General features: G+C 50.4%; 16 protein-coding genes. 7 read left to right on the top strand and 9 right to left on the bottom strand.

What is annotated here, in order from left to right; all coding sequences use genetic code 11:
• Positions 1–299 (bottom strand): DUF6531 domain-containing protein (locus Q1A69_RS11390; RefSeq protein WP_299585307.1); only part of this gene is annotated, 299 nt, incomplete at its 3' end.
• Positions 300–606: 307 nt separating this feature from the next.
• Between Q1A69_RS11390 and Q1A69_RS11395 the strand changes: the two genes are divergently transcribed.
• From Q1A69_RS11395 to Q1A69_RS11405, 3 genes are all read left to right on the top strand, one after another.
• Positions 607–1,182, top strand: coding sequence for a hypothetical protein (locus Q1A69_RS11395; RefSeq protein ID WP_299585309.1), 576 nt, complete (start codon positions 607–609; stop codon positions 1,180–1,182).
• 1,278 nt (positions 1,183–2,460) lie between these two features.
• Complete coding sequence (gene gcvP / locus Q1A69_RS11400; protein WP_299585311.1) at positions 2,461–5,352, top strand: aminomethyl-transferring glycine dehydrogenase; 2,892 nt, start codon at positions 2,461–2,463, stop codon at positions 5,350–5,352.
• A gap of 134 nt (positions 5,353–5,486) precedes the next feature.
• Entirely contained in the window at positions 5,487–5,906 is a 420-nt protein-coding gene (locus Q1A69_RS11405; RefSeq protein ID WP_299585313.1) for a zinc-ribbon domain-containing protein, read from the top strand.
• A 139-nt stretch (positions 5,907–6,045) separates the two neighbouring features.
• On the opposite strand, the gene Q1A69_RS11410 is transcribed toward Q1A69_RS11405, so the two are convergent.
• The 5 genes from Q1A69_RS11410 to purU all read right to left on the bottom strand — a co-directional run bounded on the left by Q1A69_RS11410 (position 6,046) and on the right by purU (position 12,843).
• Positions 6,046–7,377: a glycosyl hydrolase family 18 protein gene (locus Q1A69_RS11410; RefSeq protein WP_299585315.1), complete on the bottom strand. Its 1,332-nt coding sequence runs from the start codon at positions 7,375–7,377 to the stop codon at positions 6,046–6,048.
• Positions 7,378–7,478: 101 nt separating this feature from the next.
• The gene (locus Q1A69_RS11415; protein WP_299585317.1) at positions 7,479–10,277 is read right to left on the bottom strand and encodes a TonB-dependent receptor; all 2,799 of its coding nucleotides are present in this window, start codon (positions 10,275–10,277) and stop codon (positions 7,479–7,481) included.
• A 399-nt stretch (positions 10,278–10,676) separates the two neighbouring features.
• Positions 10,677–11,408, bottom strand: coding sequence for an AraC family transcriptional regulator (locus tag Q1A69_RS11420; protein WP_299585319.1), 732 nt, complete (start codon positions 11,406–11,408; stop codon positions 10,677–10,679).
• Between the two features lie 109 nt (positions 11,409–11,517).
• Positions 11,518–11,940 (bottom strand): hypothetical protein, encoded by a 423-nt coding sequence (locus tag Q1A69_RS11425; protein WP_299585321.1) that lies wholly within the window; start codon positions 11,938–11,940, stop codon positions 11,518–11,520.
• A gap of 66 nt (positions 11,941–12,006) precedes the next feature.
• Positions 12,007–12,843, bottom strand: coding sequence for a formyltetrahydrofolate deformylase (gene purU / locus Q1A69_RS11430; protein WP_299585323.1), 837 nt, complete (start codon positions 12,841–12,843; stop codon positions 12,007–12,009).
• An 83-nt stretch (positions 12,844–12,926) separates the two neighbouring features.
• Here purU and pepQ point away from each other — a divergent pair, with 83 nt between their 5' ends.
• Entirely contained in the window at positions 12,927–14,240 is a 1,314-nt protein-coding gene (gene pepQ, locus Q1A69_RS11435) for a Xaa-Pro dipeptidase (RefSeq protein WP_299585325.1), read from the top strand.
• Between the two features lie 305 nt (positions 14,241–14,545).
• Positions 14,546–16,597, top strand: coding sequence for an amidohydrolase family protein (locus Q1A69_RS11440; RefSeq protein ID WP_299585327.1), 2,052 nt, complete (start codon positions 14,546–14,548; stop codon positions 16,595–16,597).
• Positions 16,598–16,692: 95 nt separating this feature from the next.
• On the opposite strand, the gene metE is transcribed toward Q1A69_RS11440, so the two are convergent.
• On the bottom strand, positions 16,693–18,927 hold the full coding sequence (gene metE, locus Q1A69_RS11445; RefSeq protein WP_299585329.1) for a 5-methyltetrahydropteroyltriglutamate--homocysteine S-methyltransferase: 2,235 nt from the start codon (positions 18,925–18,927) through the stop codon (positions 16,693–16,695).
• 179 nt (positions 18,928–19,106) lie between these two features.
• On the opposite strand from metE, the gene Q1A69_RS11450 reads away from it, so the two are divergent.
• Entirely contained in the window at positions 19,107–20,039 is a 933-nt protein-coding gene (locus tag Q1A69_RS11450) for a LysR family transcriptional regulator (RefSeq protein WP_366525576.1), read from the top strand.
• A 104-nt stretch (positions 20,040–20,143) separates the two neighbouring features.
• Complete coding sequence (locus Q1A69_RS11455; protein ID WP_299585333.1) at positions 20,144–20,683, top strand: cytochrome b; 540 nt, start codon at positions 20,144–20,146, stop codon at positions 20,681–20,683.
• 126 nt (positions 20,684–20,809) lie between these two features.
• On the opposite strand, the gene Q1A69_RS11460 is transcribed toward Q1A69_RS11455, so the two are convergent.
• Entirely contained in the window at positions 20,810–22,579 is a 1,770-nt protein-coding gene (locus Q1A69_RS11460) for a DEAD/DEAH box helicase (RefSeq protein ID WP_299585335.1), read from the bottom strand.
• Between the two features lie 224 nt (positions 22,580–22,803).
• Positions 22,804–24,045, bottom strand: coding sequence for a capsular biosynthesis protein (locus Q1A69_RS11465; RefSeq protein WP_299585337.1), 1,242 nt, complete (start codon positions 24,043–24,045; stop codon positions 22,804–22,806).
• Positions 24,046–24,371: the final 326 nt, after the last annotated feature.

The raw sequence follows: 24,371 nt of genomic DNA on the forward strand, positions 1-24,371 counted from the left end.
GTGATCTGGCTGCCGGGCTGGTTAGGAGTACCGACCAAATTGGTCAGCTGGTTGGAGAAATTAAAGCGGAAGCCGTCGTTGTTGTCGCCATCCAACTGCCCCTGGCTGTTGTAGGTGCGCAACAGGGACAAGTCCAGGCCGGAGGCCGCAACAAACTCATCCTGTTGGCGCAACACCAGGTTGCCGGTGGACGCATTCACATAGATGGATTCACGTCCCTGCCCAAGGTTCGCCGAGCCTACGCCTGTCTTAGTGCTGTTAAACAGGCCCAGTGCTTCTCCGCTGATGACGGCGACCATAATTCCCCCTAAGAAATATACTTACTAAGCTGTGCGGTAACGGGCCTTCGTATGGGCTCCGCATCAAGTTCCGCAGTTGTTTAGGTATATATCCAGAGAATTGAGGGAATCGGACAGGGGAAATTTAAAAAAACTTGAAAGTTACAACTCACAATTGCCAGCAGACGACATGACTGACCATTCAAGCCCATAGAGCCCAACGTGAGCGCATACTGAAAAGAACAAAGAAGAGAAGTTTAGCTCCGTAAGAAAGCTAGCTGCGGAGACGCATGGAAGGTAGAATGAGATCGAGTAACAGGAGATATCCATGTCTTTAAGAATCAACGACGATCTTGACGCTGAAGAGCTATTCCATTGTGCACTTGAGGCAAGCAGCCTCAAGCATCACGAGAGAACCATTGAACTATTGAAGCGCAGTATCGCACTTGAGGATCACCCCGCAAAACGCTTATTCCTCGCAGCAGAGCATGCCGAGATCAAATTGTACGATCGCGCTATTGAAGGAATGCAAACTGCGATTGCCATGGCTCCAGAATTATGGATCGCACACTTTCAGCTAGGCCAACTCTATTTGGTGACACAAAAAATCAGTGACGCCAAGAATATATGGAGCCACCTTGTTAACTCAACAAACTCTCCCAAGTACTTTCAGGACTTCGCAAAGGGGCTTCTGGCAATAGCCGATGAAGATACCGAGGGCGGTATTGAAATACTACGGAAAGGAATCACAGAGAATAGCGAAAACCCTGCACTAAATAATGATATTGAAAAGATTATTGAAGCCACAGCCAACCAGTCCCCACATCAAGAAGAAGCTAAAGATGACAGCAACGAAAATAGCGCAGTCAATAAAATGTTACTCTCCCAGTACGGTCAAAATTAACCCATCATGAAAATAGGCACAGATCAAAATCTAACAACTCTATTAAATAAATTAAACGCCCCATCCAGAAAACAAAAAAAACACGCTACCGAGAGAAACGGGCCCAAAACCCCAAAGTCGAATTCATTAAACATCAACCAGCTTATAAGAAAAAATGTTACGGAGCTCCATAGAAATGGAGAGAATATAAAAATTTTAAAGGACGCCTTTATCAGTACTATACTCGCTAACGAATTCGAACAGAAAATCCCCACAGAACACCTGCAAAACATGATTGTATCAGCTGTTAGCGCGATAAACTCTAACGATATGATGAATGCTCAACTAGAAGCACTAATCCGAGATATGACAAGGGGAAATTAATACCTCCCTGGGTGTCATACTATTAAAACCACCAAAAACAAAGCGCACCCCTAGAAACTAATAGCAAAGCAAGAATGTAAACAGCACTTTTTTATCATGGGTAACCTTATTTATTACAAGCTGACTCTTTTTGTTGCGACCAATTTAGCAGAAATTTAAACAACCATGGAGCACCCCCCTATATTCCAGAGAAAAGCCTAAATAGCCATAGACCCAAAAATGCTTAACCTACAGTGTAACCAAACAGGAAAATTCTTGACTATTAATGAAGAAACACCTCCTTCAGCAGAAGGATATTCTTATCCTACATATAAGTAACCGCTATAGCTTCGCCCAAGGTGTTAATGATCACTTCCAGGATAGATAGCTTTCAGTGTGAACTCTACCTTTATCGCATTTCATTTATATGAGTGTTTTTTAACAAAATCCCCGATGAACTCGAAAGTCAGAATATAAAGACTCGCGCCCTCGGTGAATGAACAAGCCCCAGCTGACAATAAGATAACCCTCGCGAAGTTTCCCATAACTGCCTTTACAACCCACCTCCCCAATAGATGACACCTCAAAACAAACACCCAAGGCCCCAGCAATACAAAATCGCCCCACCCCCCATTTCACAGGATTTAACCCACTTTTTACGCCCAAATTTAGCAGTTTCCTCGCCAAAATCCCGCAGATTGCCCACACCCGCAACGGTTGCTAAGATGCGCGCCTGCCGCTATGGCCCGGCTCCCCCACAGGCTGAGCATTCTGCCCGTGGAGCCGCTAGCAAGCCGATTTTCCCAAGCGTTACCCTCGCCTATCCGCAACTCGGAGGCCCGAGGCTTTCCACAGGAAAAGCGGTACTGAGGCCAGGTGCTATTTTTAACCGCGAGCGCACCGCGACGACTCCCTGCGACTACAGGAACGAAGTTTATGACCCAACCATCGCTGCAGCAGTTGGAACAACACGACGCCTTTATCCATCGCCATATTGGCCCCGATGCCAAGCAGGTAGAGGCCATGCTGGAAACCCTCGGAGTTGCCAGCCTCGACGAGCTGATCGAGAAAACCGTGCCCGAAGCCATTCGCAAGACCGATGAGCTGGACCTGGCCGATGCAATCAATGAAGTTGAGGCCCTCGCAGAGCTAAAAGATATTGCGGCGCGCAACAAGATCTACCGCACCTTTATTGGTATGGGCTACCACGACACCATTACCCCCAACGTGATCCTGCGCAACGTGCTGGAGAACCCAGGTTGGTACACCGCCTACACCCCCTACCAGCCGGAAATTGCCCAGGGCCGCCTGGAAGGCCTGCTGAACTTCCAGCAGATGATCATGGACCTCACCGGTATGGAACTGGCTAACGCCTCCATGCTGGACGAAGGCACCGCCGCTGCGGAAGCCATGGCCATGTGTAAGCGCCAGGCCAAACGCAACAAATCCAATACCTATTTTGTGGATCAGGACTGCCACCCGCAGACTGTTGCCGTAGTTAAAACCCGCGCCGAACACTTCGGCTTCGAAGTGGTTGTGGGCGATGTGGAAAAAGATATCCCCACCGAGCTGTTCGGCGCCCTGCTGCAATACCCCGGCAGCACCGGCCGCGTACGCGATCTGACCGACATTATCGCCAAGGTGCACGAAGCCAACGCCCTGGTCACCGTGGCCGCCGACCTGATGAGCCTGGTCGCCTTGCGGGCGCCGGGTGATATGGGTGCGGACGTAGTGGTTGGCTGTAACCAACGCTTCGGTATCCCGATGGGTTACGGTGGTCCCCACGCGGGCTTCTTCGCCTTCCGCGAAGCTTACAAACGCTCCGCACCGGGCCGGATTATCGGTGTCTCCGTAGACAGCAAAGGCAAGCGCGCCCTGCGCATGGCCATGCAGACCCGCGAACAACATATTCGCCGCGAGAAAGCCAACTCCAATATCTGCACTTCCCAGGTTCTGCTGGCGGTAATGAGCGCTTTCTATGGGATTTACCACGGTCCCGAAGGCCTGAAGACTATCGCCGCCCGCATCCAGCGCCTGGCAGACATTCTCGCTTCCGCCCTGCAGCGCGAAGGCTTTAATCTGGCCCACGACAGCTGGTTCGATACTCTGACAATCACCGTTGGCGCCAAGCAGGAAGAGATCTACCAGCGCGCACTGGCTGCTGAGATAAACTTGCGCAAAGTCGGTGAAGATGCCCTGGGCGTAAGCCTGAGCGAAACCGCTAGCCTGCAAGATGTGTCCGATCTGATTAATGCCTTTATCGGTACTGAGCACAGCATTGACCTGCACACTCTGGACAGTGAAATCGCTAGCAAAGGCTCCCTGGGTGTGCCCGCGCCCCTGGCGCGCGATACCGAGTTTATGACCCACCCGGTATTCAATACTTACCACTCCGAGACCGAGATGCTGCGCTACCTCAAGTCTCTGGAAGCCAAGGATATCGCCCTGAATCACTCCATGATTCCCCTGGGCTCCTGCACCATGAAGCTGAACGCCACCGCCGAGATGATCCCGGTCACCTGGCCCGAGTTCGGCAAACTGCACCCCTTCGCACCCGTAGATCAAGCGAAAGGCTACGCGGAAATGTTCCGCCAGTTGCAGCAGATGCTGTCCGCCTGTACCGGTTACGATGCGGTGAGCCTGCAGCCTAATGCCGGTTCCCAGGGTGAATACGCAGGCTTGGTTGCAATCAAGAAGTACTTTGAAGCGAAGGGCGAAACCCAGCGCGATATCTGCCTGATCCCCGCCTCAGCCCATGGCACCAACCCGGCTTCCGCCATGATGGTGAGCATGAAAGTGGTTGTGGTTGCCTGTGATGACAAAGGCAATGTGGATATCGCAGACCTGAAGGCCAAAATCGAAGAGCACGGCGACCGCGTTGCCGCACTGATGGTCACCTACCCGTCCACCCACGGGGTGTTCGAGGAAGGTATCCGCGAAGTTTGTGACCTGGTTCACCAGGCTGGCGGCCAGGTTTATATTGATGGCGCCAACATGAACGCCCTGATCGGCGTCGCGGCTCCGGGCCAGTTCGGTGGTGACGTATCCCACCTGAACCTGCACAAAACTTTCTGTATTCCTCACGGTGGCGGCGGCCCCGGCATGGGTCCGATCGCTGTTGGCGAGCATCTGAAGCCCTACCTGGCAGCCCACCCGGTGACTGAAGTACCGGAAACCAAGCTGGATAATGGCACCATCTCCGCCGCTCCCTGGGGCTCCGCCAGTATCCTGCCGATCAGCTGGATGTATATCCGTATGATGGGTAAACAGGGTATGAAGCAGGCTACCGAGATGGCGATCCTGAACGCCAACTACGTGGCCAAGAAGCTGGGTGAGCACTATTCCCTGCTCTACACCGGCACCAATGGCTTTGTAGCCCACGAGTGCCTGGTGGACCTGCGCCCGCTTAAAGAAGCCAGCGGCATCACCGAAGAGGATATCGCCAAGCGCCTGATGGACTTCGGCTTCCACTCCCCCACCATGTCCTTCCCGGTCGCCGGCACCCTGATGATCGAGCCTACCGAAAGTGAATCCAAGGGTGAGCTGGATCGCTTTATCGAAGCGATGGCAACAATTCGCCAGGAAGTGGAAGATGTAACCAGCGGTAAATACACCCCTGAGGACAACCCACTGCACAACGCCCCTCACACTCTTGAGGATGTGATGAGCGATGAATGGAAGCACAGCTACTCCCGCGATATCGCTGCACGCCCAGCAGCCTGGTTAAAAGAGCACAAGGTGTGGCCCGCCGCTAACCGTATCGACAACGTATACGGCGATCGCAACCTGATTTGCTCCTGCCCACCGATTGAGAGCTACGCGGAGTAAAATCCAGCACTCTCACCGATGGATTTAAAAGCGGGCTTTATGCCCGCTTTTTTTATTTTTATTAGGCCTAATTAAACTTTGCACCACCCGCAAAGCACCCCTTTTTCCTCTCATTCAGTGGTAAGGAACACCCAATGAAAAGCGGTAAACAAAGAAGAACCGAAATTAAGCAAGCTCGGAGAAAAAGAATAGAGAAGTTAAATAAGGGAAAGATCCTTGATCAATTCAGTGGCCCCATTCCCAACTGGGCTATTGCGGTAGATAGGGCAGCTATTGTGCACCACTCTTACTACATTGACATTCCACTCTACTACTTGGATCGAGAATTCCAATGTAAAGATTGTGGCTCAGATGAAGTATGGACGGCAAAGCAACAAAAATGGTGGTATGAAATCGCCAAGGGCGACTTTGAGACCTCTGCGGTTCACTGCCGTCCCTGTAGGAAAAAGAGAAACCAATCGAAGGCAGAGCAGAAAGCTCATATGGAAGCAATGGCAAAGAAAAGGCCACACCCCAATGAGGCCTTTTTTAAAAAGGGCTTTATTAAAGAATAGTACAGGTGCATCCAGTAAGAACCAGAAATCACTCCTTAGGAACCGAGTATAAGGATTGTATTTCGGAGTGTTTACTATCCACTCCGAAATAGATTTACTACAGAGAATTAACTAAATTACAACTATCAATATTTTTGAACTACTTAAGGCAATTAGGAAGCGCTGAAGTACCTGGCCATATTGTAGAAAGGTAGCTACTCGAATCTTTAGTCACATTAAATATCATAGTGCCGCCACCCAGGTTATTATTTTCATTACAGGAAGCTAACGCACTTGCAGCGGAAGCACTATTCAATACAGTAGAAGCGCCAACACCCAACTTAGATCTATCGACCCCCAAGTTTAAGTACTTCTGAACTCGAGAGGTGCAGCTTGAGCCCAACCAATAGCTCATCTCCCAGCCATAAGTTAGTTGATCGCCCAGCTTCTTGCCATTCCATTCAGCCTGAAAAGCATCGGTATCACTCCAAAGTGCTTTGGAAATGATTTTATTCGGCATTTTCTCTCGTAATGCACTTGTCACTTTTACCAGGGAGTCAGAATAGGTTTGACTGCACTGTGAGTACTCATCATCAATATCAATACCATCCAGCCCATATTGATCGACTGCATCTTTCAACTGCTGAGCAAAGCCATCTGTGGATTGCTCATCGGCAAAACAAGACCAACCAGCATTTTGATGATTTCCGAGAACGCTGAGTACCACTTTCGTACCCTTGGCTTGCAAATTTTGTACCGTACTCAAATTGTTATTGAGTAAGTCTGAAACTTGGTCATTAAAATGTAGAACAGCTTTCTGGCCATCGTAATTAATATTTGCCGCGAAGATCACAGCTATATCAAATAACTGGCTGCCATCACTCTCTGTAAAGCAGCCTGCATTGCCCAGGTTATTACTATTAACCTCTACGTAAGCAACTTTGGGAGCGGATCCACTTTCCTGAGGAGTATCAGATTTACACAGTGTTGAGCCCAGCTCACGTATTTCATTCTTGCGTGAACCACACCCATACCCACTGCCATCCATGGAGGCATTATCGGCAAGGTTTGCAATTTCCCAGTCTCCCAGAACAGAGCACAGCTCATCTTTATAAATTTGTGCCTCAAGATAGGTAACTGGGCCGGCATCCGACGAACAACTGCTTCCACTAACAACATGTGGTGCTGAAGGTTCAGATTTACATAATGTCTTGGACATTTGGCGACTTTCATTATCCGTCAATTGGCAATTGTCCCCCAGGCGCTCTATTGAGGCCCCTCCAGATAGACCGGCCAGATCACCGCTATTGACAAGATCACAAAACTCATCAGGATAATTAAGCACTTCAGAATACCCTACTGTTGTAGCGTCCGAGGGACATACGTCTGAATTGACTACTTCAATATCCGCATATGCACCAGCTTGTAATAGAAAGGTGGCACAAGCAGCTTGCATTGCTCTACGTGTCGGTTGCTTCATATCTATGCTCATTTCTTATTATGTAGTTATATGAATTTTATAATCTAACAACTATAGTCAAAAAAATGGTGTAGAGCTTACGCTCTACACCCAACACTACGATCAATGAGGTGTTAGAATTTATAGTTTGCGCCAATATACAATCGGCGCCCAGAATAGTTGTTGTATGTCATCCGATTTTCCTGTTTCCAATATCCCTCCGCCACTTCTTCAGTTAAATTGATAATAGAGGCAGAGATATTAAAGTTATCAGTGAAGGTATAAGTTGCATTCAGATCCAACTGTCCGTAGTCCTTATCGTATACCGCATACCCACGATGTAAACTTGTAACCCTGTCATCCACCCAATTATAGGAGGCACGAACACCGAAATTTTCATTCTCATAAAATGCAGATAAATTATATTGGTGTCTCGCGGTACCAGGTATCTCAGCTTCGATTGACTCATTAGCAAGGATGATGGTGGAAGTGCCGGTATCGGTAAATGTATAGTTGGCCATAAGACCGAAGCCACTTTCGAAAGCATGCTGGGCAAACAACTCCCCCCCTCTAGAAGTTGCGTTTCCTCCCCCTATCTGCCCCTTCATTTCCACTTCAATAGGGCCATTACAACAATCGTGCTCACGCTCAACAATTTCAGTTACTTGGATTGGCAGATTGTCGATATCTTTGTCAAATAAAGTTACACCCAATGCAGAACCATCGGCGTAATACCACTCTAGGCCAAGGTCGAACTGCTTGGAGATCATTGCCGCCAGATCCGTATTCGCAAAGAAGCCACTTCCTCGCCCCGTCCACTCATCCGGAGAAACAATATGCACTGGTGGACCATAAGTTTCAGCCTGCCCCAGATAAGCGTAACTCACCCTTGACATGGCTTTAGAGGCTGTAAATCGTATTACCAGATCACCAGTTAAATCCCAAGCAACATTCAAACTTGGCAGAAATTCTTTTGTGGTATTGCTGCGTGAGTTAGCAATAACTTCATCCGATTCCATTCCGGTAATATCATCATACGTTTCCGTAGATAATTTTGTGCTGACATAGCGAACCCCCAAGTTTCCGCGGAAGTCTCGCCATATAAAATCTGCTTGGGCATAGGTTGAGAATATTTCCTCATCAATTGTATAGGTGCCAGATAGTACTGGCATAACAGTGAGGTTGAAGTTTCCACGCACATAGTCCATCAAGGCATCGGTATCAAATGCCAGGAAATCAATTGCACCTGTATTACCAGCACTATTATCAACTACCTTATCACTAATTAAAGTTGAAGTATCTGGATGGTAATCAGGATTGTGGAACCATTGATCGCCAGATAACCAACCCCGGTAACCGCCATTATCATCAGTCTCGTCATCCCAGCGATAGATATCTCTATAGGATCTAGCCTCATGATCCCGATACTTTGTACCCACATAAAACTTATTAACAATTCCCCAGTTAGTATCAAATGCCAAATCTAGCTGATAGTAACTTTCTTCATCGCTATTTTCCGTAGCATCTGAGCCAAACCAGTCATAATAGGGATAAGCTTCAGTATCTTTAGTGAGATCTGTGGAAACTTCATAACTCGGCTTACCATCTGCAATTGACCAAAGCCAGCTATCCACGGAACCATAACGAGCATCCATATTAGCGTATGTGAGTTCAGAAGTTCCTCCCTCAGCTTCTGTATGCCCAACATTTATAGCCGCGGTATAAAAATCCCCCTCATAGATAACTTCAAAATCATAAGTATTAGATTCCGATTCACCCTTGCGGGTATAGCCTGTCAGCTGAGGAGACATCAAACCACGGTATACGTCTACACCGCCATTTACATCTCCATCGCCCCAGTTATTTTCATTAAGGTCGCCATTGTCATTAAAACCATAGGTGACGACTGTATCTCCATCCACTTCAATGCCATAGTATGCATCGTCATGATCATTCCATTCCGCAAATGTCAGGCTTTGAGTATTAGTGTCATAACCAAGCTTGGAACCGAAATAAGCAAAACCAAACTCCAGGCGTTCAGTGGGGCGCCACTGTGCGGCAAGCTGGTATCCATCACGGGTTCGGTCTTCCTTAGAGTTGTGAATACTTACCTGCGTGGGCGCCCAAACATCGTTGAAAACTTCTTCTGTGGTCTGATCAACAAGAGCTGACAAATCTGCATTTTCATCCGTATCTGAGTGTAAACGCCAGCCACTTGCATAATTGGTAACTCCGGTTACGCCACGGTCCTGACTGGTATACCCCACTAAAACACCAAAAGTATCGCTCTCATTTTTCCAGGAGTAGAAAGCATTATATTGTGGGTCCCACTCTTCGGTAGTATCTGAATAAGTCGCCTCTGTGGTGATTACACCTTGTCCAGCATCAAGATCAAGAGGTTTGTGGCTATGTAGGATAACGGTACCACCGACACCACCTTCATCAATTCTTGCCTCGGGGCTTTTATAAACCTCTGCCCTACTGATCATACTGGAGGGAAGCAATAAGTAGTTAAAATTTCTAGAGGGGGCTCCGCTACCGGAAGTGGCAATGTAATTTCCATTTAACTGGGTAAGAGTCCACTCTGAGCTAGTTCCTCGAATACTAACCGTGCTACCTTCACCACCACTGCGATCGATAGTGACACCTGGCACACGCTGGAGAGAATCAGCTACATTCTTGTCGGGGAACTTACCAATATCTTCTGCAGTAATAGCATCTACTACAGCAAGGGAATCCCGTTTGATTTCAAGGTTTCTGGTAGCACTCTCAAGAATTCCAATGACTTGAACTTCTTCAATTCTCTCATCAGAATCGGAAGTATCCTCCGCGATCGCCATGCTACTTACAACCAGCGTGATAGCTGCAACCATAGACTTCTGCGTGAAACCTCTACTCCAGGTATTAACCATTTCTCGGCTATTCTTCTTCATTATTTTCATAGCATCCCAACTTTGTTTTCTTTCTCTCACTGGTTCAAAAATTGCCAGCCCTCTTCGGGAGGCTGGCGTAAAACTGTCACGGGACCCTAAATCCCAAAAGACAGTTCATTTGTTGAGTACTAAAACCCTAAAAAAAAAACCTGCTGAAGAGGTAATCAATACTGGGATACTAATGAAACAAAATCGGCGCTTTAGATTTTTAAGAAAAAATAAGCAGTCACAGACAACCAAAAATGAATCGGCTAACTCCCTGCTTTAGGCATAAAATCCTAAGTCAACTTGGAGCTAGAATTTTCGGAAATGAATGAAATGGGCGACTGTCAACTCATCGATTGAAGTTAACGTAGCAATCTCTCTAAATTTTCTGAGGAAAATCAGCTTGATCGATCTTTATATATTGGACTGAACTTCACTGCGATAATTTACTGGAAGCTGTCCAAACATGCCTTTGAAGTGTCTACTGAAGTAACTATGAGATGTAAAGCCAACCCGATAAGCAATTTCAGATATTGGGCTTTGTGTTTCCACTAACATACGACGAGAGTTTTCTAATCTGACTTCCCGAACGAATTGCATGGGTGTTTTATCCAGATATTTTTTAAAACGCCGCTCTAATGCACTAACCGATAAACTCGCAGCCTCTGCCAAATCTTCAACCGCAATTGGTTGGCTATAGTTATTTTTTATGTATTCAACTGGCCTTTTAAGTTTATCCATTCTAGAGAGAGCCTTAACCGTCTCTTTAAGGTCTCGAGCTACACCATAGGTTCCTATGATTTCTCCATTGGTACTTTTTAATGGTCGCTTTGATGTCGTAAACCAAACTAACTCGCCTGTTTTACCAATATTCAATTCCAACCGATCTGTAATCGTCTCTCCCGACATCACCCTTTTGTCATCACGCATATAGTTTTTTGCGAGATAAGAAGGGGAGAAGTCCATATCTGAACGGCCAACCACCTGATGTAATGACCTACATCCGACATGCTCAATAAATTCCCGGTTACAATGCACCACATAGCCGGATTCATCTTTTATCCAGAAAATAATATCTGATATAAGATCAAACACCGCAATGATCTGCTGCGTGGTGACCTGCTCCAAGACTGATTTATACTTCATTATTCTTATTTACATTTTGTATAAAACTGGAATTTAGCTGAGCCTACTGACTAACCTCTTAAAAATTAACAAACTCAATAAGTTTTTTCTAATCAAAACACTAAAAAAATCAAAATGCCCCCTCTCTACACTCGCCTCGCACTTCCCCTCCATATGGGGAAATGATTCGCTCAATTTCAAAATAACCACGCTCGCAGAAACCGGTTTCCATCAACTTTTGCTCCAGAGCCCAGTCAAAGTAAGCTTCTACCCGGCGACTCGAAGGACCACCACTACCCATGGGGCCTCGTCTCTGCATTTGGCTCTGCGAACTTGAGCTGGCCACTATCGGCGTAGGAATATCACGCCGTTCCCTCTTAAGCGTAAAAGTAAAGCGCTTAGCGCCATTGGGGGCGATTTCGGTCTCGAAAGACTCCTGCATTCCAGGTATAGGGCTATTGCTAGCACAACCCGAAAATACCAGAGCAACCGCCAGGCAAGCCACTAGCTGCAGCGGGGGAAATCGATCATTTAGTTTATTCGTATTCAGCACGGCAAGCTCCCTCAGCTTATTTTTGCTTTTTCGTACAAGGCTTTTAGCCTCCTCATATTCTATTTATTACTTGAATACTACGGTTTTATTGCCGTGGATAAATACCCGTTCCTGTAGTACGAGTTGCAGTGCTCTTGTGAGCACCAGCTTTTCCACATCGCGACCCGCATCCGCCATGGACTCCGCCGAATAGGCGTGATCCACATGAATCACATCCTGTTCAATGATCGGCCCCTCATCCAGGTCGTCAGTAACAAAGTGTGCGGTGGCACCAATAATTTTTACCCCGCGCTCATAGGCCTGCTGATAGGGCTTGGCGCCAATAAAAGCCGGCAAGAAGGAGTGGTGAATATTGATAATACGGCCGCTGTAGCGAGCGACAAAATCGGACGTCAGCACCCGCATATACTTGGCTAACACCAGATAATCCGGAGTGTACTTATCCACCAGGGTCGCCACTTTTTGCTCATGCTCAAAGCGCTCAAGGCCTTGCGCAGATACGCAGTGGTAGGGAATGTCAAATTTCTCAACCAGCCCACCCAGGTCCGGGTGATTGCCAATCACTGCGGCGATCTCCACATCCATAGCGCCGGAGTAGCACTTCATCAAGATATCTCCAAGGCAATGGGGCTCCCTCGTCACCATCAACACCAGGCGCTTGCGCTCGGCCGAGACCAGGCGCCGTTCCGCCCCCTGAGGCAGGGCCATATCCAAGTCTTCGAGAAAGGTGGCATCGTTAAAGATACCCTCGAGGGCAGTGCGCATAAAAAAGCGGCCCTCGACGCGGTCCACGAACTCATCATTCTTGATAATATTGAGCTGGTGCTTGTAGCAAATATTGGTAATCTTCGCGATCAGGCCCTTATCATCGGGGCAGTCGGTCAGCAGTATCTTCTTTTCCATGGTCGAATTTCAGGCCAAATATCCAGAGTTCAGACTATACACTATGCCGTCTTATCGATTCAGCGATCCATCCTGGGGAGAACATGGATAACAACCTTTACGCAGATCACATGGCCAGCCTGTGCCGCCGCTACGACGACATTCTCGAACAGAGTGGCTTTGAAACGCTCAATGTATTTAGCGGTGCACCTAGGATGCAATTCCTGGATGACAATCCCTACCCCTTTAAGGTCAATCCTCAGTTCAAGGCCCTGGTACCAATTACCGATAACCCCAACAGTTGGGTGATCTACAAGCGTGGGCAGAAGCCCAAATTGCTGTTCTATCGCCCGGTGGACTTCTGGCATTATGTCCCCCCCGCTCCGCAGACTTTCTGGAGTGCGTTCTACGATATCGAGCTGCTGAGCAAGCCCGCCGATGCACGGGAATTCCTCTGCGCAGACGGGGCGGCCTTTATCGGCGAAACTGAAAGACTACAAGACTGGCCTCTCGGCACCATCAACCCAGAGCCCCTGATCAATCGCCTGCACTGGGCACGCGCTTACAAGACACCCTACGAGGTGGCCTGCCTGCGCGAGGCCAACCGCATAGCGATGGCCGGCCACCGCGCTGCCGAGCAAGCCTTTCGCAGCGGTGCCAGCGAGTTCGAGATCAACCAGGCCTACTTGAGTGCTACCGGCCAGGGCGAGAACACCATGCCGTACGGCAATATCGTGGCCCTCAATGAACACGCGGCGATACTGCACTACACGCACCTCTCCACCCAACGCTTGCCTGGCACAGAGTTAAAAACCTTTCTGATCGATGCTGGGGCCAACTGCAACGGTTATTGCGCAGATATCACCCGCACCTATACCTACGCCGATAGTGAGTTCTCTCAGCTCATTGCGGCGATGGATGAAAAGCAGCTACAGCTGGTCGATGGCCTCAAACCCGGCCAGCCTTACCCGGACCTACACCGTCAGTGCCACCTGAAGGTCGGCGAACTACTGGCTCAATTTGGTATTGTTAAGTCCTCTGCCGAAAGCGCAGTAGAATCGGGTCTTACCCGTCCGTTTATGCCTCATGGCCTGGGTCACTTCCTCGGCTTGCAAGTGCATGATGTGGGCGGCCACCAAAGCAGCCCCGATGGCGGCGCCACACCCCCACCGGAAGAGTATCCCTTCCTGCGTACCAGCCGTACGATTGAAGAGAGTCAGGTATTTACTATTGAGCCGGGACTCTACTTTATCGACAGCCTGCTGGCGGAATTGAAAGCCTCCGATCTTGCCAGTGAAGTGAACTGGGACAAGGTGGAGGAGTTCCGCCCTTACGGTGGTGTGCGTATCGAGGACAACATTGTGGTCGGCGCAGACACGAACATGAACCTGACCCGCAACTGGGAAGCTCAATCCTAACGTTAATGCCCGGGATCTTAGTGCCCAGTCCCTAAGCGCACCCCGCAGCCAGGTAAGGTCATCCACAACCTGGCTGCCGAATTTCTCTTTTTCTTCCAAAAACCTTCCTGCGCCTTAAGACTAAAAAGCACGAATCTACGCGCGATCTACGGCTATAAAAAACCAGCTGCAACGTCTTGCCGCGCCAATTAATCCCTCTACCGATTTTTATCCTTAGATGCCTTAGCCGAAAGCCCCTATCTCTTGCCTAAAAGTACAAAAGCAGCCAATCTCCCCAGCGCAAAAACAACAACAAGGCCCATCTCATGAAGAAATCCAGGCTAGCCACACTCGTCACCGCCGCTGTACTCACAGCGGCTAATTCCACCTATGCAAAATCCATTGAGTATGTGTTCTACGATAAAGAGGGGATCGCCGGCACCGAGGTTATCGAACAAAAAGGTTCTAAAGTTACCGGCGAGCTAAGCCTCGGGTGGAACAACCGCCGTCTCAACCTCAAGGAGAGTTTTACCATTGGCGCGGCCAAGATGCCCGAGCATCTCTACATTGAAGGTATCAGCCCATTTGGCGCTCCGGTCAGTGAAGAATTTACCCTAAAAAATGGTGTGGCTAGCTGGCAGGGTTCCGATGAGCATGGCAGCGCGAAAACTTCCGAAGCGCAATTTTATATTCCTAAAAATACGACCCTAGCCATCCAAACTCAGCTGGTTAAAGCATTGATCGCCGATAAAGACCACAGCATAGGCTTATTGCCCCAAGGGCAGGCGCAGCTGCACAAACTCGATCAATTGACTCTACAGCAGGGCGACGAGAAGAAAACCGTCTACCTCTACGGTGTGAGTGGCCTCGGTTTTACACCGGAATTGGCCTGGCACGATGAAAAAGGCGATCTGTTCGCTGCCGATGAGGGGGGCTGGTTTGCTATTTTGCGCAAGGGTTGGAATAAATCACACTTACAGGAACTAAAAGAGCGGCAGGTGGCCGCTGCCGATAAATACTTGCAAGAAATCGCCGAGAGACACACGCACACCTCCGCCCAGCCGATCCTGATTAGTAATGTCAGCCTGGTGGATGTAGAAGCGGGCAAACTCCTGAATAAACGCCACTTGCTGGTCGAAAACGGCAAGATTAAAAAAATCAGCCGCCGCCCCATCAAACTCGATAATGCCACTCAAATTGATGCCAAGGGCCACACCCTGATTCCAGGATTGTGGGATATGCACGCACACTTGTCCCCCAACGATGGTGCTTTAAACATGGCTGCGGGCATTATCAATGTGCGCGACATCGGCAATACTCACGAAAATATCACGCGCATCTCCAGTCTATTTGAGTCCGAGCAAATTATTGGTGGCGATCTGTTCCGCGCGGGCTTTATGGACCGTGAAAGTGAAAATGCCATGCGTATGGGAAAAACCGCCGACAGTCTGGAGGAGGCCAAGGAAATTGTTGAGTGGTATGCGGAACGCAACTACCAGCAGATTAAAACCTATAGCTCCATGGAGCCCGAGTGGATTGCCCCCCTGGCTAAGCATATTCATGATAACGGTATGCGTTTATCCGGACATATCCCTGCGTTTATGACGGCAGAGGAAGCAGTGGATGCTGGCTTCGATGAAATCCAGCATATCAATATGCTGTTCTTGAACTTTATGGGCAAGATCGATACCCGCAAGAAACTGCGCTTTACCGAAATCGGGGAACACGCTCACGAGTTGGATTTGGAAAGTAAAGAAGTTGCCGAATTCCTGGATAAACTCGCACAAAAAGGCACTGTCGTGGATGCCACCACGACCGTATTTAGCTCTATGTTGCTGCGCGAGCCAGGCAAAGTAGATCCCGAATTTGCCGATATTGCCAACCACTTGCCGGTCAATATTCAGCGCTCATTTATTGGTGCGGAGTTAGATGTAAAACCCGAACATCGGGATGACTACAACTTATCCGCAGATGCCCTGCTCAAAATGATGCATAAACTGCACGAACACAAAGTCACGATGGTGGCCGGTTCAGACGGGATTCCCGGCTTCACCCTGCTGCGCGAGCTAGAGCTCTACGCCAAATCCGGCATTCCCACCATTGATGTACTGCGCACCGCCACCCTGGTGCCCGCCCAGGTAATGGGGGCCGATAAATACACCGGTAGTATTGCGGTGGGTAAAAATGCAGACCTGGTATTACTGGAGGGCAATCCTCTGGAAGATATCAGCGCGCTGCGCCGCACCGCACTGGTAATCGAAGGTCAGAACCTATACCGCCCAGATGAATTGTACCAAGCACTCGGTATCAAACCATTCCACCCCTCAGTGCCATTTGAATTAAATGGCACCACAACGATTGCGGCGCAAGCCCAATAACAAGAAAAAATAACTGGCAGGAAGTATCAGCTATTTTCCTCCATCAAAAAAACCGGCAATCAATACCATTGCCGGTTTTTTTATTAGGGTAGCGATTAGGCTAATTCGGTGCGCACTGCCCTAGCGGCCTCCACCATATTCAGCAGAGATGATCCCACTTCAGCCCAGCTTCGGGTTTTCAGACCGCAATCTGGATTCACCCAAAGTCGCTGTACAGGCACCACTTCAGCAATTTTCTTCAATCGATCCACCAGCTCCTCGCGTTCCGGCACATTGGGGGAGTGAATATCGTAAACACCCGGTCCTATCTCATTGGGATAACCACCATTCCTATCGGCAAAAGCACTGAGCAGGCGCAAGTCAGACCGCGAGGATTCGATAGTAATGACATCTGCATCGAGAGAGACAATCGCTTCCATGATTGCATTGAAATTGCTGTAACACATATGTGTGTGAATCTGAGTTTCCGCTTTTACCTCACTACAGGTATAACGGAAACAGGCCACCGCCCAGGCAAAATAATCCTCATGCTCAGACTCCCGTAAGGGGACTCCTTCGCGCAGTGCCGGCTCATCAATTTGGATAATACCGATACCCGCCGCCTCCAGGTCTAATACTTCCTCGTGTAGTGCCTGGGCAATCTGCAGGCAGGTTTCACTGCGATGAATATCCTCGCGCGGGAAGGACCAATTGAGGATAGTAACCGGACCGGTCAACATTCCTTTTACCGGCTTGCTGGTCAGGCTCTGGGCATAGCTGCTCCACTCTACGGTCATTGCTTTGGGTCGAGAAATATCGCCAAAAATAATCGGTGGTTTTACACAGCGAGAACCATAACTTTGCACCCAACCATTGCCGGTATGCACAAACCCCTCCAGCTGTTCGCCGAAGTACTCCACCATATCATTGCGTTCCGCTTCACCGTGCACCAGCACATCCAGGCCGAGAATCTCCTGGCGCCGAATCGCCTCGGCAATTTCCGCACGCAGGTGTCCGCGATAATCCGATGCACTGATTTCTCCACTGCGAAACTGTCGACGCACCTTGCGTAACAAGTCTGTTTGCGGAAATGAGCCAATCGTGGTGGTAGGCAGCAGTGGCAATTGCCAACGCTTCTTCTGCACGGCGGCCCGCTCCTGATAGCGCTGCGTGCGCCAGCTATCCTGTAAGCGCTCAGCAATAGAACGGCTTTGCGTAATACCCTCTACGCTAGCTCCAGCCGCTGTAGACTCTCCACACAATAATTGCTGTAACTGAGCCAACTCCTGAAGCTTCTGCCGACTGTAGGCGAGCTTCTGTTTTTGATCGTCCGGCAGTGAAACTTCTGATTCCAGATCCACAGGACTGTGCAACAGTGAACAACTGGCAGACAGCCACAGACGCTCCCCCAGCTGCTCCGCGAGAGGCTTTAAAATGCACTGCCATTTCTCCAAGTCCGCCCGCCACACATTGCGCCCATTCAGAACGCCCGCAGACAGCACCCGGTTTTCATCGGTAAGCTCAACCGCTGCTTGTAACTCCTCCGGCGCGCGTACGCAATCAATATGTACACCGGAAACCGGCAGGGAAAATGCCAGCGGCAAGTTTTCACGCAGGGGAGAGAAATAAGTGGCCAGCAGTAACTTCATGCCTGCGCCCGCATGCGCAATCTGTTGATAAGCGCGATCAAATGCATTCCGCCACTCATCCGGCAGGTCCAAGCCCAGTATCGGCTCATCCACCTGTACCCAATCCACATTCTGTTCCGCCAGCTGTGAAAATAGCTCTGTATAACAGGGCAAAATTTCTGGAAGCAGCTCTAGGGCATTGTCGACCCCCCGCCCCAACCACAGATAAGTGAGCGGTCCGATAACCACTGGCTTGGCAGCATACCCCTGGGACTGAGCTTCGCGCACTTCATCCAGTAGCCACGTACTATCCAGGGAAAATTCCTGATCGGTGGAAAACTCCGGCACCAAATAGTGGTAATTCGTATCGAACCACTTGGTCATAGCATTCGCCGCTACCGGCTGACCCGATGGCGCGCGCCCGCGGGCTTGGCGGAAATACTGATCCAGCGTGTTGTCTGCCGCACCTTCGACAAAGCGCTGACCGAGCACACCAAACATCTGCGAGTGGTTGAGCACCTGGTCATACCAGGCAAAATCCCCCACGGTCACGAAATTCAGTCCAGCCTCGCTCTGCGCCTGCCAATTCTCCCGACGGATCTCTGCCCCCACCCGCAACAGTTGCTGTTGGGGAATTTCACCGAGCCAATAAGCTTCCTGAGCTTTTTTCAGCTCTCGAGCAGCGCCGATACGCGGGTAACCAAGGATATGTGTTTGCACCATTTCTGCGTTTCCAAGTCCGTTCCTGTGAGAGGGGATGGCCCCTTTGATTCTTGCACTCGCCGGCAGTGACCTCTCCTAAACGGGTATCAGCACTTGCGAAGCTTCGGACTTGATTGTGTGCCGGCCATGTTATTCAATCAATTTCATATTTTTTGTTTTAAACATGAATAATATTAATGATGATTGAAATACGCCATCTGCGGGCCCTCTCAGTTTTACGTGAAACTGGCAGTCTGGTGCGCGCTGCCGAGTGCCTGCACCTGACCCAGTCGGCGCTATCTCACTTATTCCGGGAGATGGAGGAACGCCACGGCCTGCCGTTATTTGTACGCAAATCCCGCCCCCTGCGCTTTACCAGTGCGGGCTTGCGCCTGCTGCAGCTCGCCGATGACCTCCTGCCCCGCGTAGCCCTAGCCCAACGGGATCTGGCCCGGCTGGCATCCGGACAGTCGGGACGTTTGAATATCGCGATCGAATGCCATAGTTGTTACCAATGGCTGATGCCTACGTTAAATACCTATCGCGACGACTGGCCCGAGGTAGAGCTGGACCTGTGCAGTGGCTTTCACTTTGCACCGCTGCCAGCACTCACCCGGGGAGACCTGGACCTAGTGGTCACCTCCAACCCGGACCGGGAACTGAAAGGCATTCACTACCTGCCACTCTTCAGCTTTGAGATGTGCCTGGCACTCAGCCGCAAGCACCCGTTGATACAAAGTAGCGCTAAGCGCCGCTGGGTCATCGCGGAGGAACTGGCCGGAGAAGTACAGATTACTTACCCAGTGGAACGGGAGCGTCTGGATATTTTCCAGAACTTCCTCGAGCCCGCCGGAGTCGAACCCGCAGATGTGCGCACGGCAGAATTGACGGTTATGATGGTGCAGCTTGTCGCCAGCGGCCGCGGTGTCTGCGCACTGCCCAACTGGGCCCTGCACGAGTACCTGCAAAAGGGATTTGTGGCGCAACTGCGCCTGGGAGAAAAGGGTCTGTGGAGTACTCTCTATGCCGCGGTACGTGAAGAAATGCTGGAGCAGGCTTATGTGGCCGATTTCCTGCAAACCGCACGGGATACCTGCTTTACCCACCTAAACGGTATTCGCACGGCAAGCTGAATTGGCCAAAAACGACTTGGGCCAAGTAGAAATAACCGGAGCGGATGCCTACATCCGCCGCCCAAAATAGCCCAAAGCGGGCACAGCTTTACAGGAGATTATTTATGTCCACAACTCGCGATCACTGGAATTCAGTGAGTAAGGGCCTGCACTGGCTATTTGTACTTCTGCTACTAGCCGTATGGGGCGCTGTAGAACTGCACGAGTTCTTTGAACGCGGCGACCCTATGCGTGGCTGGTTTATGCGCCTGCACTTCTCCCTCGGAGTGGCGGTACTAATGCTGTTAACAATCCGCCTATATTGGCGCGCGCGCCACAAGCGCCCACAGCTCCAGGGCAGCTCCTGGCAAAAAGCGCTGTCCAGCCTAACCCACGGCGCCCTTTACTTAGTCCTACTGGCGATGCCCGTTTCCGGTATTGCCATGCGCCAATTGTTCGGCAGGGATACGGAATTTTTCGGCCTCTTCGCCATGCCCCGCCTGCTTGCGGAAAATTCTGACCTGGGCAAACAGCTCGCCTTTCTACATAAGGATGTACTGTGGCCGGCCCTGCTGATTCTCGTGGGGCTGCATATCGCCGCCGCCCTGTGGCACCACTTTATTATGCGCGACAGCACTCTGACCCGCATGCTGCCGCAGCGCTAGGGACTAGGAAACCTAGGGGCGGAATGCCAGAAAGTGAAAAGGTGAACTGTGGGAAAACAATAAACCGACCGGTTTACTAAAAAAAACGGCGCAATTTGCGCCGTTTTTTTAGAGCTGGGCGAAGGGTTACTCTCCGCTATTCTCCCGCTTAAACTTCGGCTTACCTTTGGGCTTTCCCTTTGGCTTGCCTTTGGGCTTCACTTTGGCGTTTGTCGCCGCTTCATCGAAACGGGCAATTTTCATCGGTCTCCCGGCCACCCGCACTTTTTTCAGGTGTTGGAATATCTCCTTGGGCATGCCTTCCGGGAGGTCCACCGTAGTGAAATCCGGATAAATCTCGATACGACCGATATAGGAGCTATCCAAGTCCACCTCATTGGCAATGGCACCGACAATACCACCCGGACGCACACCGTGCTCCCGCCCAACCTCGATACGATAACGCTGCAGGCCCTCATCGGGTGGCGGCATCTTATGGTCTTTTTCGAAGCTGTCTCTCTTGCGACGACGGCCTTCAAACTCATCGTCCCGCTCTCGCCTCTCCCTTTCCTTGCGCGGCTTGGACTCCTGCTCTTTGATCAGTAGAGGTTGGTCCCCCTGGGCCATAGAGGCCAGAGCTGCAGCGACATCCAGGGGATCCACTTCATTCTGGGCAAGGAATTCTTCTACCAACAAACGGTAGGGGGCCAGGTCGGTCTGGCCTTCCAATGTCGCGGTAATACGCTCGCGAAAACGCTGCATCCGTGCACTGTTAACAGCGTCTGCACTGGGCAGCTCAAGTTTCTCGATAGGCTTCTTGGTGGCCTTCTCGATAATACGCAGCATGCGACGCTCGCGCGGTGCCACAAACAAGATGGCGTCGCCCTCACGGCCGGCGCGGCCGGTACGGCCAATACGGTGGATGTAGGCTTCGGTATCGTAGGGGATGTCGTAGTTGATTACGTGACTGATCCGTCTCACATCCAGTCCGCGCGCCGCTACATCAGTGGCCACAACGATATCGAGCTTATTTTTCTTGAGCTTGTCGATCACGCCTTCGCGTAAATTTTGGGCCATATCGCCATTCAGGGCAGCACTGGCAAAGCCGCGCGCAGCCAGCTTATCGGCAAGCTCTACCGTGCTGTTTTTGGTGCGCACAAAAATAATAGTGGCATCAACTGGCTCCGCTTCTAGGATACGGGTCAACGCATCCAGCTTGTGCAAGCCGCCCACGGGCCAGTAGCGCTGGCGAATAGTCTCCGCAGTCTCCTGTTTGACACGGATCTTGACCTCAACGGGCTCGCGCAAGTGTTCGCGGGCGATCCGCGCAATTTCTTTCGGCATAGTGGCGGAGAACAGAGCGATCTGGCGCTCTTCGGGAATCTGCTCCAGTACCCACTGAACATCATCAATAAAGCCCATACGGAGCATTTCATCGGCCTCATCCAGCACCAGAGTGCTCAGGTTGGAGAGGTCAAGGGAGCCGCGACGCATATGATCCATCACTCGGCCGGGGGTGCCTACCACCAGCTGCACACCGCGCTTCAGTTGTTGCATCTGGCCGCGGTAGTCCGCGCCACCATAGATTGGGGCCACGTGAAAGCCCTTCAGGTTAGAGGCATATGACTGGCAGGCCTCTGCTACTTGAATAGCCAGTTCACGGGTCGGTGCCAGAACCAAAGCTTGGGGACGGCGGTCTTTCAGGTCTAGCTTGGATAGCAGTGGCAGTGCAAACGCTGCGGTTTTGCCAGTGCCAGTCTGGGCCTGGCCCAGTACATCGCGGTTCTCCAACAGGGAGGGGATTGTCTGTGCCTGAATCGGAGAAGGGGTCTCATAGCCCAGTTTTTCAATGGCGGTGAGGATTTCAGGCGGCAGGCCCAGCTGGTCGAAGCCGGCCGGTTTTGGGGTATCGGTCATTTCGGAATTCACTTGAAGCCTAAGTCCCTGTCGCGGGACTGGAGCGGTGGGTCAAAAGGTCGCGCAGTCTAGCAGGTTAGGCGTCCCAGATCAGCCTATTTTTTAAGCAGGCGCCTCGACGACCCCAGTCCTAAGCAACGCCATTCCTGTCCAGAGACTCTAGAAAAGAAAATAATAGCCCAGGGAAATAGCAGTAACAGCCATGAGAGGTGCCAGCCTGCACGCTAGCCTACATCGACCTTTGCCGGCAAAGGCACCGGGGGAATACGGCCTTGAGTGGCGGCCTCCTGTAAATGGGCACAAACCCCGGCGACCGTATTTCCGATATTTCTGGAGAAGCTGCCATCCACCTGGGTACGTTCATACAGGTATGTGCGAAAGCGCCGAAAAAACCCTTTATCCACTGGTTCCGCTTTAACCCAGAAGCTGGAGAGGGTCCCCTGGTGCGTCAGGCCTGGCAAGTCGTAGATACAGCGCCCCAGCACCTTGGTGGGAACTCCGTGCAATAGGGCTGAAATACCCACGGTGCTATTGATGGTCACGACTCCCCTAGCGTGATCCAACAAGGTGGGCAGGTGTAAATCGTGACAATACATCACTCGCCCACTGATCTGGTAGCGGACCTCAAGCACGTCAATCAGCTTCTTATAGTGACAAAAGCCTCGATCCATTGGATGGTGCTTGATCACCATCATTGTGTCCTGCGGTGCATCCCGAGCGAAGCATTTCAGTGCGATATCAATTGCATTCTCAATAGAGAGCAGGTCGGAGTGTTCACGCAACTGGAAATCATCACGGGTTTGCAGAGGGAACAAAAAGAAACGGCCGCTGAACGCCCGAGTTAATTGGCTCGTAAGCTTGCGTTCGGTGAACTGATAAAGTCCCTTGCGGTAAAGGCTCCTGAGCCAACAACCGCCTTCATGCAACCAACTGCGATTACGATGATGACGGTAGTGAGGAAACTCAGGCCGGGCAAGGCGCATCGCCAGGTAATAACCAATCGCAAAATACGCCCGGTGCCAAAATGTATGACCAATAGGCAAGCCTGGGGCTCGATTGTTGGGCCGATAATGATCAATTGCCTGCCTGGACCAATCTGTGGTGGAGAAAGCATTGACGCCTCCCCATTCCATAGTCACAAAATCCGGTCGCAAATAGCCTTCTTCAAAAACACAAAATGCGATATCCAAAGATTCACACACTTTCTTGGCAATAGTATGAAAGCGTCGACAATCGCCATAGGCAAAAACCATGTCAACTTGTTGCTCAGAGAGATAGCGATGGAAAAATTCCGCCCAATCAGCTTCACGGCCGGTGAAATCTACTTGATGATCTGCACGGCCGAAAAAGCGATCACCGCCATTGAAATTGATCTTGTGAGTGACCAGACCATGCTGTGAGAGCCTTTTTGCCAACTCGGCAAAGAAAGGCCCATGCGGCCCCTGTAAAAATAGTGCCACAGACATGAATTGGCCTACCCCCGAATCTCAGTAGATGATTGCATTAAAGTTCGACAAATGAACATAAAATATACGATTTTGAATCCACTCAATAGCCATCATAAATAAAAGCTGACTAAGTCATGCCGCTTGGAAAGACCCTGCCCCAACCGAGGTGATATACCAAAAATTACTAGGCTAAGGGCAAATTGTATGAAAGCGGAATAACTATAGACCCTAAGGTAGTCATCCAAGCGCTAACATTCCAACAAGGCTTCTTCGAGCAGGTATATTGATGCCGACTAAGACCGAAAAAGCTATTTTCAAGCATCTGAAAAAAATCCGACAAAATA

Source organism: uncultured Microbulbifer sp. (assembly GCF_947498635.1).
Classification (GTDB): domain Bacteria; phylum Pseudomonadota; class Gammaproteobacteria; order Pseudomonadales; family Cellvibrionaceae; genus Microbulbifer; species Microbulbifer echini.

Bases quoted from the DNA above. Each gene is read 5' to 3' on its own strand.
- pepQ (WP_299585325.1), top strand. From the start codon at position 12,927: ATGGATAACAACCTTTACGCAGATCACATGGCCAGCCTGTGCCGCCGC.
- Q1A69_RS11420 (WP_299585319.1), bottom strand. From the start codon at position 11,408: ATGAAGTATAAATCAGTCTTGGAGCAGGTCACCACGCAGCAGATCATT.
- Q1A69_RS11460 (WP_299585335.1), bottom strand. From the start codon at position 22,579: ATGACCGATACCCCAAAACCGGCCGGCTTCGACCAGCTGGGCCTGCCG.
- Q1A69_RS11395 (WP_299585309.1), top strand. From the start codon at position 607: ATGTCTTTAAGAATCAACGACGATCTTGACGCTGAAGAGCTATTCCAT.
- Q1A69_RS11455 (WP_299585333.1), top strand. From the start codon at position 20,144: ATGTCCACAACTCGCGATCACTGGAATTCAGTGAGTAAGGGCCTGCAC.
- Q1A69_RS11440 (WP_299585327.1), top strand. From the start codon at position 14,546: ATGAAGAAATCCAGGCTAGCCACACTCGTCACCGCCGCTGTACTCACA.
- Q1A69_RS11450 (WP_366525576.1), top strand. From the start codon at position 19,107: ATGATTGAAATACGCCATCTGCGGGCCCTCTCAGTTTTACGTGAAACT.
- Q1A69_RS11410 (WP_299585315.1), bottom strand. From the start codon at position 7,377: ATGAGCATAGATATGAAGCAACCGACACGTAGAGCAATGCAAGCTGCT.
- Q1A69_RS11405 (WP_299585313.1), top strand. From the start codon at position 5,487: ATGAAAAGCGGTAAACAAAGAAGAACCGAAATTAAGCAAGCTCGGAGA.
- purU (WP_299585323.1), bottom strand. From the start codon at position 12,843: ATGGAAAAGAAGATACTGCTGACCGACTGCCCCGATGATAAGGGCCTG.
- metE (WP_299585329.1), bottom strand. From the start codon at position 18,927: ATGGTGCAAACACATATCCTTGGTTACCCGCGTATCGGCGCTGCTCGA.
- gcvP (WP_299585311.1), top strand. From the start codon at position 2,461: ATGACCCAACCATCGCTGCAGCAGTTGGAACAACACGACGCCTTTATC.
- Q1A69_RS11415 (WP_299585317.1), bottom strand. From the start codon at position 10,277: ATGAAGAAGAATAGCCGAGAAATGGTTAATACCTGGAGTAGAGGTTTC.
- Q1A69_RS11465 (WP_299585337.1), bottom strand. From the start codon at position 24,045: ATGTCTGTGGCACTATTTTTACAGGGGCCGCATGGGCCTTTCTTTGCC.